Genomic DNA, 14,693 nt, shown 5'->3' with positions numbered 1-14,693 from the left:
CATGAAAGCCCTCGTCTATCACGGTCCTTGGGACATCAGGATTGAGGACCGTCCGGACCCGCGGGTCAACCGGCCTCGCGACGTCGTGGTCCGCGTACTCCACACCGGTATCTGCGGCACCGACCTCGGTATTGCCACCGGCCGGTACGTTGCCAAGTCGGGCGTTGTCATGGGGCACGAGAGCATCGGTGAGGTGGTCGAGATCGGCAGCGCTGTCGACGACCTGGCCATCGGCACGCCGGTCGTGATCAACCCGACGTACTTCTGCGGTGCTTGCACGATGTGCCGGTCTGGACGTGAGAACCACTGCACACGGAAGCATGAGACAGAGGCCGGCGTATCCGCCGACGGCCTGTTCGCCGAGTACTACCTGACTTCGCGAGAGTTTGTCTATCCGATACCCGACGGGGCGGACCCGCTCGCCGTTGTACTGAGCGAACCGCTGTCCTGCGCAATGACCGGCGTGGGCAGGCTGCAGCTGCGCCCGCAGCTGCGCGCCGCCGTGCTCGGGGCGGGGCCGATGGGCGTGCTCTATGCGGGACTCCTGGCCCAGCGTGGCCTGTCAGGCGTTCTGGTGGAATCCTCGGAGCCGAGGGCCGAGCGAGTACGCGAGCTCTGGGCCAGCCCCTGGGCAGTCGTCGATAGCCTCTCTGCTGCCGTATCCAGCCTGGCGCGTGAAGAGCAAGGATCGGCCGGCCTTGACGTCATTGTGGACACCACTGGCGCGCTGCTGGAGGAGTCGCTGCCGAAGCTCAACCCTGGTGGCCAGCTGCTGCTCGTTGGGCTGAGTAGCGGACGGGCGTCGGTCGATCCGGCCTGGATCGCTGACAACAGCATCCAGGTACTCGGGTCCATTGACTCGCTCGGGACATTTGGCGATGCTGTCGAACTGCTTTCTCGACAGGTTCTGGGGATTGAGCGGATGGTGACCGCTGAGTTGCCGTTGGAAGAGTTTGAGGAGGCGTTCTCACTGCTCGGCGTTGATCTCGCTGGAGGGCGCCGCGTCGCCCCCAGCGGCCACGTCAAGGTTTGTCTGGTGCCCGGAGAGTTGGGGCGGGAAGCGTGATAGATCCCGCCGATGTGCTCGTCATCGGGTTCAACACCATGGACCTGGTCTTCACCGGTTCCGAGGCGCTGCATCCAGACCAGAAGGTCTATGCACAGAGCCTGACCCAGATGGCTGGCGGGCAGAGCTGCAACGTCGCCGTCGACCTCGCGGGACTTGGTCTGACGGTCCGCTATATCGGCATGTTTGGTGACGATGCTTGGGGTGAGCGGGCGCGCCACTCGCTCACGTCGGTCGGCATCGACGCGAGCTCGTCGATGGTCGTGACCGGGTGCCCAAACCACGTCGCGGTCGTCATCGTGGACACGGCCGGTACCCGGTCGATCGTGATGTGTAAGGACCCGCGGTTGACACCCCCGTCGGGGTTGCTGACCACTACCTCCCTGGCTGGCGTGCGGGCTCTCTACACCGATGGTCACGAGTTCGAACTATCTGTGGCCGCCGCCGAGTTGGCGACGAGCCTCGGAGTGCGCGTGTTCGCGGATCTGGAGGTTGTTACGACGGACAGTGCACGCCTGATGCGTTATGTGGATGAGTTGGTTGCGCCGCTCGACGTCATTCGCGGTCTGGCCGGCACCGACGACGAGGTTGAGGCGCTCCGAGTAGTCCAAAGCATGGGCCCCGAGATCGTGGTGGCGACCAAGGGCGGTGCCGGCTGTGCCGGGCTTGATGAGGAGGGCAGGTTCTTTACCTTGCCCGCGCATCCGGTGACGGTGCGGGACAGCACCGGGGCAGGGGACGCCTTCCACGCCGGCTTCATCGGCGTCCGGCTGCGCGGGGGCAGCATCCGGTCGGCCGCGGCAGCCGGCAACCGGGTCGGGGCACTCAAGTGCGAGCACCCAGGGCCTCGGGTACCCCAGGCTGCTCTGGCGACCTTGTGGAAGGAACTGGAGCAGAACGGCGAGGGGCAGGCCTGATGTCCGGCACCGTGAGTACTGAGTCGGCTGTCGCGGCGGTCCTATTCGACTGCGACGGGTTGCTTGCAGACACGGAACCCACCTGGGCCCTTGCGATGAGCAGAGTCCTTGAGCGGTACGGCGTCGCGGCGGACATCCAGGCCCTGAACGAGGAACTGACCGGGGTATCGATCACACAGACGGTGTGGCGTCTGCACCAGCTGGCTGGCCGGCCGGAACCTACTCGGCAAGAATTGGAGGCCGAGCTGCTGCGTGCCTACGCCTGGGCGGTGAGCGAGCGCCCGGTCTCGCCGATGCCCGGAGCGGTGGAGTTGGTCAAACGCCTGGCCGGGCGGGCGCCATTGGCTGTCGTGTCCAATAGTCCCCGGGACGCGGTGCTGGCGATCCTGGAGGGCATCGGCATTCGCGGGCTGATCTCAGTGGTGATGGGCGCCCACGGTGTGTGCCCACCCAAGCCTGATCCGGCGCCCTACCTTCAGGCGTGCACGGCATTGGGCGTATCCGCTGCCAGTTGCGTCGCCTTCGAGGATTCGCCTTCGGGCGCCGCAGCTGCGGTGGCTGCAGGACTCAGGGTCCTCGTCGTTCCGTCGCCAGGCACTGCCGCGGGCGACTTCCCTCCGAGCTGCCGGAGATTGACATCGCTCGGGGACCTGAGCGCGCTTGGGCCGTACCTCCCGGTCCACTGGGAGGACGAGCGATCGACAGTGTCACAGCAGGAAGTGGAGTCTTGAGGACCGAAGCGGAAGCAATGCCACACATTCCTGTCGCCGACACGCAGGCGTCCATCCTGGGGTTTCTGTCTGGGCCAGGTGGCAGCGCCGGCGATCCGTACGTGCTGCCGTGCTGCTTCGAGGTGTCCGGCCCAGTCGATATCGAGCGGTTCGCCAGCGCCAGCTACGCACTGGGCCTACGTCATGGCGCTTTGCGTACGCGGTTCACATTAGGAGCCCAAGGCTGGCAGCAGCGCATCGTAGCGCCCGCCGAGGTGGACTTCGCTTACTCGCAGGTTACGGGTTCCCACGCCCTGGCGTCCGCTCTGGGCTTGGCTGAGGAGGAGTGCCGCACCGGGTTCGACCTGGTCCGGACGTCACCGTATCGGGTTCGGCTGTACCAGACCGGCCACGAGCGGTATCTCGCACTCTTCCTGTTCCACCACGTGGCCTGCGACGGCTGGTCGCGTACGGTCGCTCTTCGCGATTTCGGCCCCCTCTACCGGCAGCAGGGCGCAGACGGCTCCTCGGTACGCCAGTACGTCGAGTTCATCGAATGGCAGCGCAAACAGGTCGAGAGCGAGTCATGGCAGCGGCATCTCGACTACTGGGCCCGGCGAATGCAGGACTTCTCACCCGCCGGCTCGGTCGTGGAGGCGGCCTCACAGACCGGAGACTACACAGCCGGACAGCTGCAACTGACCGTTCCGCAGGAGCTTCAGGAATCGGTGGCAACGGCGGGACGCGACAGAGGCATCAGCCCCTATCTGGTTCACACTGCGGCGTGGGCACTGGCCGTCGGCGATGTGTTCGGTGCGCAGTCCTTCCTGCTGGCCAGTCCAGTCGCGCTGAGGCATCGACCCGGCTGGATGAAGGTCGTCGGCGATCTCACCAACATGCTGCTTACACCCGTCTCGGTGGAGTCGGGAACATCGTTCCCGGACCTGCTCCACGAACTGCACGGGTCGCACTACGGCGCCCTTCAGCACCTCGATGTCCACTACCAGCGCACCATGCAGGGCATCGGACGGCCAGCGGACTACCACGTCCGGATCGGCTACCATACCCAGCCGCCCGCAAGGCTCGATCTGGACGGGGCACAGGCCCGGGAGCTGACCATGCCGGGCGACCTCGCCACCCGACGTCTGGTCTCGCTCGAGCTGGATGCGTCAGGCGGTACGCCTTCCGGCCTGATCCTCTACCGCAGGGCCCTGGTGTCGGAAGGCGACGCTCTAGGCCTGCGGACTGCCTACTTGAATCGACTGAATGACTCCGTGAAATCCATGCAAGGGGAAAACCATGACTGACACCGCAAGGAAGGAAGCGGTGCTAACCACCATCTGGCAGGACCTTCTGGAGGTGGAGGTCGCACCTGGGGACAACTTCTTCGACCTCGGTGGCTACTCGCTGTTGGTGGTGACCATGGTGAGCGAGGCACGGAAGCAGGGCATCGACGTTACCCCCGATGACGTCTTCCAGTACCAGACACTGCGGAAGATCGCCGCGGCCGCCGTGGACAGTGCGTCGGACCAGTAGCGGAGAGAGCGCACAGGAGATCTTGACCTCATGAAGTGGAACCTTCGCAGGGCGGCGGCGAGCCGGGATATCTGGACAGCTGTTGAACTGCACCGCAGACTCGCCAACCACGGCTTGGTCATCTCGACCGGCAAGATGTCCGGATTGTGGTCCGGCCAGCCGCTCAGCATGAAGCTGGCGGACCTCGACGCCCTCTGCGCCGTACTGGACTGTGGCGTCGCAGACCTCCTTATACCTGATACGACGGGACGTGAGAAGTGAGGATCCGCCGCCGATCGGGCGCTGGCGCCGGCATCCTCCCGAGCAGCTCAGGGGTCTGGTGGTTCGGCTCCGCTCGACTGCTTGACTCGATTGGCACTGGGTTCTTCTACTCCGGAGCACTGCTGTTCTTCCAGCAGACCTCGCATCTGACGCTCGGCACCGTCGGTATGGGTCTAACAGCCGCCGCACTGGCGGCGCTCCCGCTGATGTTCGTCATCGGGCGCCTGGTCGATCGGTTCGGACCGAAGAGATGGCTGATCGCATCGGCGATTCTCCGAGCTCTCGTGTTCATCGCCTACGTCCGCTGCCATGGACTGCCCGCCTTCCTGCTACTTTCGCTCGCTGCGGCGCTCGGAAACCGCACCGAGCAAGCAGCCACCCCCGTGTTCTGCCAGGGGCTCACGAGGGAAGGCGAACTGAGTCGTTGGGTATCCCTCAACCGACTGATGTCCAACGTTGGCCTGGGAGCCGGGGCCATGTTCAATAGCCTGCTGATGGCATCCGGCCACCGCAACATGACCCTCGTCGGTCTCGCCAACGCCGCGAGCTTCCTAGGATCGGCGCTCCTCATCCTGCCGTTGCGGACCCGGACCGGGGACGCCACGACGCGACGGGCCACCCACGTCAAGCCATGGCGGAACCCGCCCTTCGTCCGGGCAGCGGGTGCGAACGCCATGCTCTGGATGGCGGCGGTGGCGCTGGAGAATGCGCTGCCGCTCTACCTGGTGGAGGTGCTCCACTTGCCAGGATGGACCGCGGGCCTGATGTTCACCTTGAACACAGTGTTGTTGATGGTGCTGCAGCTTCCTACCGCCCGCTATCTCGACCGATTCGCGCCCGCGGCCGGTCTGGTCTTTGGCGCACTGGTCTGTGCCAGCGCGTGCGGAATGCTGCAGGTGCTGCACGACCTAGCAAATGAGTTCCAACTGCCGCTCGCGGGAGCCGCCATGGTGGTCTGGACGGTGGGTGAAATGGCGGCATTCCAGGCCGGGATGATGCTGCTCACCTCGATCCCGCCCGAGGAACTGCGCGGCTCGTACATGGCGTTCAACCAGATCCCGATCGGTGTTGCGGTCGCGCTGGCCCCGCTGCTGGCCGCCGGGGCCCTCCAGGAGCGACCCGTATTGCTTTGGTGGGGTGTCGGTGGCGCGGCTGTGACGGCCGCACTGCTTGCCGGCCTGCGCTTGACAGGTAGCTTCCAACGGATGGAGACGAAGGAATTGTGACCAACCAGGAAGTTCGCATCGAGGAGCACGAGAGCTGGGCCTCGCTTCCCTGCCAGGAGTGGGACTCGCTGACCCGCAACGAGGATTTCTATCTCTCGCATGCGATGCTCGGGTCGGTCGAGCGGGTGGCTGGTGTGCCGTTCCGCTATTTCCTGCTGTGGCGTGGCGACCACCTGGTCGCAACGCTTGTCTGCACCCTGGCTGATACCACGGCCCCGTGGGTACTGGGCCGCCCGGATACCGCCGCCAAGTGGTGTGCGGAGGAGGGTATGCCGGGCGCGGCTGCTTACCTGGATTCGCTGCCCGGCGATCCGAGTGATCTGTTGATGCCGGCGGTGGTATGCGGCGGTCGGCATGTTGGAGGCACGCGCGCGCTCGTGTCCGCAGATGCCACCGACGAGGACATGGACGTGCTGTTGGAGGCAGCGGAGGATTGGGGGCGAAGCGTAGGGGCTCGTTCAACAGCCTTCCTCTATCTGGACCAAGCTGAGGAGCTGACCAGCAGAGTGCTTCGAGCAAGGGGGTACCAGTCGTACACTTCAGGCCGCTACAGCCGCCTGCTGGTGCCCGAGGGGGGCTTCGACGAGTACATCAGCCGCTTCTCGCGCGAGCGCCGGAAAAACGCGCTCGCGGAGCGGCGCAAGGTCCGGGAACGCGGTGTGGACGTGCGACTGGAGAACCTAGGCTCTGTCTCGCTGGATCGGATCGCTGAACTCGAAGTCAACCTGTTCCACAAGCACGGTCAAACGCATCGCGAACCCGAGGACTCGCGGGCTGCGATGGCGGACCTTCTCGATGTGCTGGGTGAGCGTGCCTTCGTGGTTCTCGCAGTCGGGGACGGCGACGTGCGGGGGTTCGGCTTGGTCGCTCAACAGGGCGACAGCTGGCATGGCCTGAGGGCCGGCTTCGATTACGGATTCCAGGGAAAGCTGCCGCTGTACTACGAGCTGCTGTACTACCGGCTCATCGACGAAGCGGCGCAGCAGGGAATCGCCGAGATCCACTATGGCATCGGCAGTGAGAAGGCCAAACGCAGCCGGGGTTGCATTGCCAGCGACCAGTACGGCTTCATCCTGCAATCGAAGGGAGAACCGGCGTGACTGTGCCCACTTCGGCAACACACATCATTTGGGACTGGAACGGCACGCTACTCGACGACGTGGAGCTGATCGTCGCATCCGCGAATCACGCCTTCGTGCGCGCTGGCTTGTCACCGGTCTCGGTTGCGCAGTACCGGGACCGGTTCGCCATCTCGTCAGCGGAGTTCATCCGGAACCTGTTCGGCCGGATACCGGCCGACGACGCGGTTGAGGCCATGAACGCCGCCTATCAGGACCACTACCGCGCCAACCGCACCGATTGCGATCTGACGGTCGACGCACTGCGATGTCTGCGGGACTGGCAGCAAGGAGGCGGCACGCAGTCCCTCCTGTCGCTGCACGCCCATGCCGATCTCCGAGAGCTTGTTGAAGAGCATGGCATCACCTCATACTTCGAGGTGGTAGCCGGCCGAGAAGGTGCTGCGCCTGACGGCAAGTACGGCCACCTCCTGCGCCACCTGGAGCTGCTGGACGGTCGGGGGATCCGGTCGGAACACGTCGTCATGATCGGTGACACATTGGACGATGCGCTGGCGGCTCAGCGGGCAGGGGTTTCGGTGGTTCTCTACTCGGGTGGTGTACAGGTGGCTTCGGCACTCAAGGAGGCCGGAGTGCCGGTGGTCGATTCGCTCTCCCAGGCTGTCACCGAAGCCAGGCGACCGAGGTCGGCCGCCTGATGCTTCATCGGGCACGGGGGCGGCATTCTGCCCCCGTGCCCGACGCCATGGTTACCGGTAGGACGTGCCACCACCGGTAGCCAGCTCACTTGCTACCGCCGTGAGTGCTGTTTCCCAGTCGCTCACTGGAATAGGCGGGAGAATATCGTCCCAGAGCGCCATGAAAACTCCGCGCATCTGGAGCATTCCGGTCGGCCTGGCCAGCACGAAATACCGCAGATGGGCGCCGCCGTCACCCCACTTGTAGATATGAACCCGACCAATTCCGGGAAGTGACTGGATGGCCCGCTCGACCCGCTGGAGGACCGGCCCGGAGGATCGCGACAGGTTTTCTGGGAGAGTCGCGAAATCCGAATGGTGTCGCGGTGACACTGTGATGAGAATGGGGGCACCCGTGGGGCCGCCAGTATGGCGGACGGCCCAGTCCTCATCGGCCCAGATCACATTCCTGTCCGGTTGCTGACACAAGCCACAGTCTTCTGGCCCGAACTCGCCCGGACGAACGGGCTCGGGTACTACCGGGGGTTCCAGCAACCGGATCGGGGCGTCATTGTGCCAAGGAAGCCCTTCCCATCCTTCGATGCCTTCCGCAGTGAAAGGGATCTGCTTCCCGATGGGGAGATTCCTGACGTAGTCACTAGGTTCTATCATGCTGACATGATGCCAGAATATTCCCTCTAGGAAAAGGTCGGATTTCCCGTACCCGGGCCACTTCAGGTGACCGACGCGTATTTCTCGCGAACCTGTTCGGCAACGCGGGGCCAGGAAAATTCGGCGACGGCCCGCCGCCGGCCCGCTGCGCCCAGACGCGCGGCCATAGCCGGATCACGGAGCAGTTCGTTGACTCGGGCGGCAATCTCCTTGGCGAACACATCAGGAGCAGCCGGCTCGCCGTCCGCTATCGGGTCGAACGGGACGAGCAGTCCGGTCTCCCCGTCGATGACTACTTCCGGCACTCCTCCGGTTGCGGTGCCGACGACAGGGGTGGCGCATGCCATGGCTTCCAGGTTCACGATTCCCATCGGCTCGTAGATCGAGGGGCACACGAAGACCTGTGCATGGCTGAGCAACTGCTTCAGTGCGGCACGTGAAAAAGAGTTCTGGATCCAGGTCACCTCGGTTCCGCTACGACGCAGCGCTTCCACGGCGATTCCGAACTTCCGGCGCTGCTCTGCCGTGTCTGCGGACTGGGCCACGATGACGAGCCGTGCACCTGGAAGGAAGTGCTCGGCAGCGCGTAGCAGATGACCCAGTCCCTTCTGTCGGGTGATCCGTGCGACACAGACGACGAGCGGCTGGTCCAACGGTAGCCCAAAGGCCTCGAGTGAGTCGGTACCGCTGTCCGGGGCGAACGCCTCCACATCGATGCCGTTGTGGATCACCGAGATGCGGCCGCTATCGATATTCGGGTAGACACGCAGAAGGTCGGAAGCCATGGCCTCGGATACCGTGATGACATGGTCGGCCGTGGCCAGCGCCGTTTCCTCCAGAAAGGACGAGAGTCGGTAACCATCGCCGAGCTGAGTCGCCTTCCAAGGACGGAGGGGCTCAAGGCTGTGAGCGGTCACGACATGGGGAATCCCGTAGCGCACCTTGGCGAGGTGCCCGGCGAAGTTGGTGTACCAGGTATGGCTGTGCACGACGGAAGTTCCTTGGACCGCCGCGGACATGGTCAGATTGACCGCCATCGCCTGGAGCGCCGGATCGCCGTCGGCGAACCGGTCAACAACCTGGTGTGCCTCGACGTCGGCTTCACTCCTGGACTCGCCGAAGCAGTGCACCCGGACGTCGACCGATCGGCGCAGCTGCCTGACCAAGTTGACGACGTGCTCGCCTGCTCCGCCGTAGACGAATGGCGGGTACTCGCGGGTCAACAGGTCGACGCGCATGGAGGGAACTCTCCTTCCTCGAGTATACGGTCGAGCACGCTAGCCACTCCGTCGTCGTCATTGGCCGGAGCGATCTCATCGGCCACGGCCTTGAGCTCGGGATGCCCGTTGCTCATGGCGACCCCGTACCCCGCCCAGGCCAGCATGGGGATGTCGTTCGGCATGTCACCGAACGCGATGACCTCGTTGCGCGGAATGCCCAGGGCCTCGGCTACCCGAGCCAGGCCCGTGGCCTTGTCGAAGCCACTCGGCAGTACCTCGACGATCTCGAAGCCGGCATGGACGACGTTGAGCTTCTGTGGACAGAGCCGGCTGGCGATGGCGGCCAGGTCGACATCTGGCAGTTCGCGATGGCGAATCAGTACCTTGTCCACGGGTTGGCTCCATAGGTCCTCCACGGAAGACAGCCGGAAGGGCGCGAGCGCACGCTCGTCGCCTCGGATGAAGTTCTCGGTGATCACAAATTCGCCGTGCAGTCCGGAGGTGACAACCGCGAGATCCACCGGGCCGACCTGCGAAGCGAGTCGAGCGACGAAGGGACGTGCGATCAGCGGGTCCAGGCGGGCGCTTGAGCGGAGTAGACCACGACCAGCGTCGTAGAGCTGCGCTCCCTGCCCGCACACGGCGAGGCCGCGGTAACCGAGTGACCGGAAGAATGAGCCGCAGCCGGAAGCCGGACGGCCGGTCACCACCACATGGTGGACTCCGATCCCGGCGAGGCGGCGCAGAGACGTCCTGGTGCGGGCCGACAAGGCGGTATCGCTGCGCAGCAATGTCCCGTCAAGATCCGTGGCAACCAGGCGGAACGCTCGCCGATCCAGCGGCCTTGCCAAGAGACCGGAGCGGCTGGGGACACGCATCAGGCTGTCACCTCGGCAAGTCGGCCGTAGATGGCCGCGTACTCGCTCGCTGTCCGATCCCACGACCAGTCCTGCCGCATGGCCCGGCAGCGGGCAGCAGCCAACTGCGCGGGACGGTTCGACATCCATTCCAACGCGGCAAGGACCGTGGCCCGAACCGACCGTGCGCTGTGATCGGGGATCAGGAATCCACTCCCGTCATCTGGGTCGAGACGAAGGTCGCTTACTGTGTCCTTGAGCCCACCCACCGGGCTGACCAGAGGCAGCGTTCCATAGCGATAGGCGATCAGCTGGTTGAGGCCACAGGGCTCAACCCGTGATGGCATCACCGTGAGGTCGGCTCCCGCGTAGGCGAGCCACGCGATGTCCTGGTCGAACTGCGGCAGGTACCCGATGTGGGCCGGCGCGTCGTTACACAGATCCCTGATCTGGCCCCGCAGTTCACCGCTGGCTGGACCCACCAGGACCAACTGCACCTCCCCGCGGTGCAGCATCGGGGTCAGGGCAGCGATCAGCAGGTCGCTGCCCTTCTCATGGACGAAACGCGAACAGACGCCGATCACTGGAATGGAGTCGTCCTCGCGCAGCGCCAGTCGCTTCTGCAGTGCCTGCTTGTTCAGTCGCTTGCCCGTCTCTGCGGATGCGGCCTCGTACGGAATGGTTGGGCGACCGATTGCCGCTGGGTCCCAGAGCTGGGCGTCGACGCCGAAGACAATCCCGCCGAGGCGCCGCTGGATCAGTGGTGGTCCGAGCGGGGAGTCGCGAAGGTTCAGCAGCAGTTCCTTCGCGTAGCTTGGGCTGCATGTGACCACGATGTCAGCGGCGAGGACCGCAGCCAGGAGCAGACTGGGTTGCCCTTGCACATGCTGCTCGAGCTGGTGGCCCTGACGCTTGGGAAGGCCCGCCTCAGTCGGAGTCACATTTAACTTACCCTGATAAAGGCCGTTGTGAATGGTGAGCAACTGTGGCAGAGCGGGGATCCGGTCACGGATGTGGGCCATGGCGGCACCGGATTGCCAGTCGTTTCCGTGGACGAGATCGTAGTCAGGTACCTTGGTGGCCATCCAGTCCGCGACACACCAGCCGAAGAAGGCTGCACGCTCTGTTTCGTCAGCAAAGGCCGAATAGTTCGTATTGCGGTAGATTCCCTCGCGGTCGTACCATGCGTCGGCACGGAGCAGGTAGATGTCGCACGTGCCGCTGTGGTCCAATAGCCGGTGTATAGAAGCCGGTGACTGAACGCCGGCGATCTCCCGCTCTCCCAGTTCAGCTATACGAACTGTACGCAGGCCAAGCTGCTCGACTAGTCGCGGGTAGTAGGGAAGAACGATGTCATGCTGCAGGCCGTGTTGTCGTCCCAGGGCGGTCGGCAGCGCGTTACTGCTGAGACCAAGGCCGCCTTCCGAAAAGAACGGAGCGTACTCCTGGGTGATGTAGAGACACTTCAAGACGGTGAGCTCCGAATAGGCAGTTAACGGACCAGTGGTGCGTTGGTCGGCTGGCGTTGCTTCCTCAGATATCTGTCAGCGCCGTGCGCAGTCGCGCAGCGACTTGTTCCGGCAGTGCTTCACTGACGAATGCGCCAGCTCCAAGTTCGCCAGCGGCGAGCCGCTTCGTGTTTTCCGGGGAGGAACGATCCGAGAAGATTTGGACGTGGAGGTGGGCTGCAGCCCGCCCAAGCCGAGCCGGCGCCTGGACCCACACGGCCATGTACGGCAGAGGCTGGTCGGTGACGTGCTCGAACTGTTGGAGGACGCGCTGGTAGGCGAATGCCAGGTCCGCTCGTTCATCCTCGCTCAGGGCGTCGAGGTCCGGCACGTGCCGGTGAGCGTACAAATGCACCTCGAAGGGCCAGCGGGCGGCGTAGGGCACGAAGGCGATCCAATGGGACGTGCGTAGGACTAGACGCTCACCGCCCCGCTCCTCATCGGCGAGGATACGGCAGAACAAACATCCACGGCCGGACTGGTGCGCTCGGGTGGCTGCATCCTGCATCCGTTGGAAGCGGGGAGGGATGAATGGGTAGGCGTAGATCTGCCCGTGCGGGTGGGACAGCGTCGCGCCGATCTCAGCCCCGCGGTTCTCGAAGCAGACGACCTGCTCCACTCCGGTGACCTCGTTGAGTGAGCGAGTGCGGTCGATCCACGCTTCGATGACCGTCCGGACGCGCGACAGCGGCAGCTGCGACAGCGACGTGTCGTGATCGCTCGAGAACGAGATCACCTCGCACCTGCCGGCGGCTGGTGCACCGACCTGGATGCCTTCTTGCATCTGTGAGATCGAGGCTGGAGGGCCCCCCAAGGCTGGAAAGCGGTTCTCGAAGACGGCGACGTCGTAGTCTGTGGCCGGTATCTCGGTCTCAGTGGCCTGTGTGGTCGGACACAGCGCGCACTGCTGCTCCCCACTCTGCAGCCGCCGAGAGCGGTGTGGAGCGATGATCACCCACTCCTCGGTCACTGGGTCCCAACGGAGCTCCGAGCGGACCTGCAACGAAGGTAGCTGACGGTGATCGACCGGGAGGGGGGAACGCCGCCCATTATCGTTGTAGAGAAAGAGAATGCGTCCGTCGGCAAGCCTGCCCTGTACTGGCAGCGGCCGACTCACGCCGTTCCCCTGTGTAGCTCGGCGATGAGTTGTAGCGCCTCCGCGGTAGTCAACGTACGCAGATCCGGCTCGAGTACCTCGGCATACTCGCCGGACTCCACCGGCTGCGGGCCGACGCGAGCCGTTCTGCAACCTGCAGCAACGCCCGCACCGACATCACTGGCAAAGTCGCCCACCATCCAGGACCTGGAGAGATCGAGATCGAGTTCCCGGGCTGCCTGGAACAGCAGCCCGGGTTCGGGCTTGCGGCAATCACAACGGATCGAAAATGCCGGGACCTTCCCCTCCGGGTGATGAGGGCAAACATAGATTCCGTCGAGTTCCACACCCAGAATGCCGAGCTCTTCCTGAAGATGGCGGTGCATCTCTGAGAGGTCCTGAAGAGTGAAGAAGCCACGGGCGATACCGGACTGATTGGTAATTGCAACCAGGGCATACCCGAGTCGTTGCAGGATGTTCAGAGGCTTGCCGATGCCGGGCAGAAGCACCAGATCTTCTGGAGAATTTGGGTAGTGGCGTGGTTCCGTCAATGTCCCATCTCGGTCCAGGAAGACGGCGGCGCGACTGCTCACTGGGGAATCTCCGGAACGGAGGCGAGTATGGGGACGTGCTGAGAGCTAAGGGTGTTGCGCAGACAGCGGGCGAGAATATGGGCCATCGACAGGTGGATGTCCTCCTGCTCCTCAATTCGTGCTGCCGGTGCAGCGACCCAGTAGTCGCACAGATCGGCAGCCTGCCCGCCGGTGGGCCCCAAGAGCCCGGCCGTCCGCATGCCGAGCTTGCGAGCGCTCCGCAGGCCCTCGAGGACATTTGGAGAAGTCCCGCTTGTACTGATGGCGATCAGGAGATCTCCCGGGCGCGCCAAGCCCTCCAGCTGCCTGCTAAAGACCGAGCCGTAGCCGACATCGTTTGCCCACGCGGTGAGCGCCGGTACATTGTCGACCAGGGACACCACGTGCAGTGGAGGAAGGTCGGGGATTCTGGTGCCCTTGCCCAGATCCGTAGCGAGATGAGAGGCAGTTGCCGCGCTACCGCCATTGCCGCAAACGTAGACGACGCGGCGTTCCCGATAGGCGCGCTCGACCAGGGCCACAACCGAGAGTAGATCGGCCAGTGAGATCTTGCTGAGCGCTTGGTGCAAATTCCCCAGGTATGCGGAGATCTCGAGCTGATGATCGGCGCCTCCATGCATGACTGAAGTGCCCATGAGCGACACCCCCAATTCTTCAGGCACGCAGTGACTCCAGCGATGGGCTGATATGTACCCCTTTGCAGCCGATCCGCTGGCTCTGGCAGCTTGGGGGCATGTTGATACTGCGATGTCGAGCTGCAATCGTCAACCCTCTATTGAGTGAGGGTCGGGCGAGGGGCTCCGCGCAATCAGGATCCCTGCGGAAATCTCAGAAATTCTGATGCGAGTTCAGTTGGGCCGGGTTTGGGTTGGCAGCGGGTAGGTCAGGCCTCACGTATGTTGCTGTGACTTCTGTCACCCATGAAGTTCGGATGGTGCGTGCGAGTCGGGGAGCCAGCGCGATCCGGTTGACCCCCGGACGACCAGATCAGGCTGGAAAGCAAACTCGTGGTGCTGCTCCGGGGTTCCCTTTACTTCCTCTACGAGTGCGGCGACAGCAGCGTTCGCCATTGCCGCCGTCGGCTGCCGGATGGTGGTGAGGGGTGGCTCTGTGAAGGCCATTAGCCTCGGGCTTTCACGGCGACTGCTGTCCGATGGGTGATCAGAAAAGAGAAAAGTGCTCCTGACCTGCAACGATGGGACTTGTCTAGGGTCCAGTCAGCTGCGTGGAAAGAAGCACTTCTCAGGTGAACACTACCGGGTCGTACCCGCGTGT

At 64.2% G+C, this 14,693-nt stretch carries 15 protein-coding genes and 1 pseudogene; 9 read left to right on the top strand and 7 right to left on the bottom strand.

Going from position 1 to position 14,693, the window contains the following annotated elements; translation table 11 throughout:
• The first annotated feature begins 1 nt into the window (after position 1).
• Genes ACZ38L_RS28445 through ACZ38L_RS28405 form a run of 9 tightly spaced genes read left to right on the top strand, consistent with a single transcriptional unit; the run spans position 2 to position 7,493 of the window.
• Positions 2 to 1,066, top strand: a complete 1,065-nt coding sequence (locus tag ACZ38L_RS28445) for a zinc-dependent alcohol dehydrogenase (RefSeq protein WP_465698514.1) — start codon at positions 2 to 4, stop codon at positions 1,064 to 1,066.
• The gene (locus ACZ38L_RS28440) at positions 1,063 to 1,983 is read left to right on the top strand and encodes a carbohydrate kinase family protein (RefSeq protein WP_465698512.1); all 921 of its coding nucleotides are present in this window, start codon (positions 1,063 to 1,065) and stop codon (positions 1,981 to 1,983) included. The genes ACZ38L_RS28445 and ACZ38L_RS28440 overlap by 4 nt, the downstream gene beginning before the upstream one ends.
• Positions 1,983 to 2,714 (top strand): HAD family hydrolase, encoded by a 732-nt coding sequence (locus ACZ38L_RS28435; protein WP_465698509.1) that lies wholly within the window; start codon positions 1,983 to 1,985, stop codon positions 2,712 to 2,714. Before ACZ38L_RS28440 ends, ACZ38L_RS28435 begins: the two co-directional genes overlap by 1 nt.
• Positions 2,711 to 4,000, top strand: coding sequence for a condensation domain-containing protein (locus tag ACZ38L_RS28430; protein ID WP_465698507.1), 1,290 nt, complete (start codon positions 2,711 to 2,713; stop codon positions 3,998 to 4,000). The genes ACZ38L_RS28435 and ACZ38L_RS28430 overlap by 4 nt, the downstream gene beginning before the upstream one ends.
• Before the next feature lie 19 nt (positions 4,001 to 4,019).
• Entirely contained in the window at positions 4,020 to 4,229 is a 210-nt protein-coding gene (locus ACZ38L_RS28425; protein ID WP_465698505.1) for a phosphopantetheine-binding protein, read from the top strand.
• 30 nt (positions 4,230 to 4,259) lie between these two features.
• A complete protein-coding gene (locus ACZ38L_RS28420) occupies positions 4,260 to 4,490 on the top strand; it encodes a helix-turn-helix domain-containing protein (RefSeq protein WP_465698503.1) in 231 nt (76 codons plus the stop codon).
• On the top strand, positions 4,487 to 5,716 hold the full coding sequence (locus tag ACZ38L_RS28415) for an MFS transporter (protein WP_465698501.1): 1,230 nt from the start codon (positions 4,487 to 4,489) through the stop codon (positions 5,714 to 5,716). The genes ACZ38L_RS28420 and ACZ38L_RS28415 overlap by 4 nt, the downstream gene beginning before the upstream one ends.
• The gene (locus ACZ38L_RS28410; protein ID WP_465698499.1) at positions 5,713 to 6,816 is read left to right on the top strand and encodes a GNAT family N-acetyltransferase; all 1,104 of its coding nucleotides are present in this window, start codon (positions 5,713 to 5,715) and stop codon (positions 6,814 to 6,816) included. Before ACZ38L_RS28415 ends, ACZ38L_RS28410 begins: the two co-directional genes overlap by 4 nt.
• Positions 6,813 to 7,493, top strand: coding sequence for an HAD family hydrolase (locus tag ACZ38L_RS28405; protein ID WP_465698497.1), 681 nt, complete (start codon positions 6,813 to 6,815; stop codon positions 7,491 to 7,493). Before ACZ38L_RS28410 ends, ACZ38L_RS28405 begins: the two co-directional genes overlap by 4 nt.
• 713 nt (positions 7,494 to 8,206) lie before the next feature.
• On the opposite strand, the gene glgA is transcribed toward ACZ38L_RS28405, so the two are convergent.
• From glgA to ACZ38L_RS28370, 7 genes and pseudogenes are all read right to left on the bottom strand, one after another.
• Positions 8,207 to 9,382, bottom strand: a complete 1,176-nt coding sequence (gene glgA, locus ACZ38L_RS28400) for a glycogen synthase (RefSeq protein ID WP_465698495.1) — start codon at positions 9,380 to 9,382, stop codon at positions 8,207 to 8,209.
• Positions 9,364 to 10,242, bottom strand: coding sequence for an HAD family hydrolase (locus tag ACZ38L_RS28395; RefSeq protein ID WP_465698493.1), 879 nt, complete (start codon positions 10,240 to 10,242; stop codon positions 9,364 to 9,366). Before ACZ38L_RS28395 ends, glgA begins: the two co-directional genes overlap by 19 nt.
• Positions 10,242 to 11,690 (bottom strand): glycogen synthase, encoded by a 1,449-nt coding sequence (locus tag ACZ38L_RS28390; RefSeq protein WP_465698491.1) that lies wholly within the window; start codon positions 11,688 to 11,690, stop codon positions 10,242 to 10,244. Before ACZ38L_RS28390 ends, ACZ38L_RS28395 begins: the two co-directional genes overlap by 1 nt.
• Positions 11,691 to 11,754: 64 nt before the next feature.
• Positions 11,755 to 12,846, bottom strand: a complete 1,092-nt coding sequence (galT, locus tag ACZ38L_RS28385; RefSeq protein WP_465698489.1) for a galactose-1-phosphate uridylyltransferase — start codon at positions 12,844 to 12,846, stop codon at positions 11,755 to 11,757.
• Positions 12,843 to 13,418 (bottom strand): D-glycero-alpha-D-manno-heptose-1,7-bisphosphate 7-phosphatase, encoded by a 576-nt coding sequence (locus tag ACZ38L_RS28380; protein ID WP_465698487.1) that lies wholly within the window; start codon positions 13,416 to 13,418, stop codon positions 12,843 to 12,845. The genes galT and ACZ38L_RS28380 overlap by 4 nt, the downstream gene beginning before the upstream one ends.
• Positions 13,415 to 14,080: a D-sedoheptulose-7-phosphate isomerase gene (locus tag ACZ38L_RS28375; RefSeq protein WP_465698485.1), complete on the bottom strand. Its 666-nt coding sequence runs from the start codon at positions 14,078 to 14,080 to the stop codon at positions 13,415 to 13,417. Before ACZ38L_RS28375 ends, ACZ38L_RS28380 begins: the two co-directional genes overlap by 4 nt.
• A 252-nt stretch (positions 14,081 to 14,332) precedes the next feature.
• Positions 14,333 to 14,554, bottom strand: a pseudogene (locus tag ACZ38L_RS28370) (substrate-binding domain-containing protein); the annotation flags it as partial.
• Between the last annotated feature and the right edge of the window lie 139 nt (positions 14,555 to 14,693).

It is taken from the genome of Kitasatospora sp. NPDC024654 (assembly GCF_055559155.1).
This window is presented reverse-complemented; position numbering and strand designations above follow the sequence as displayed.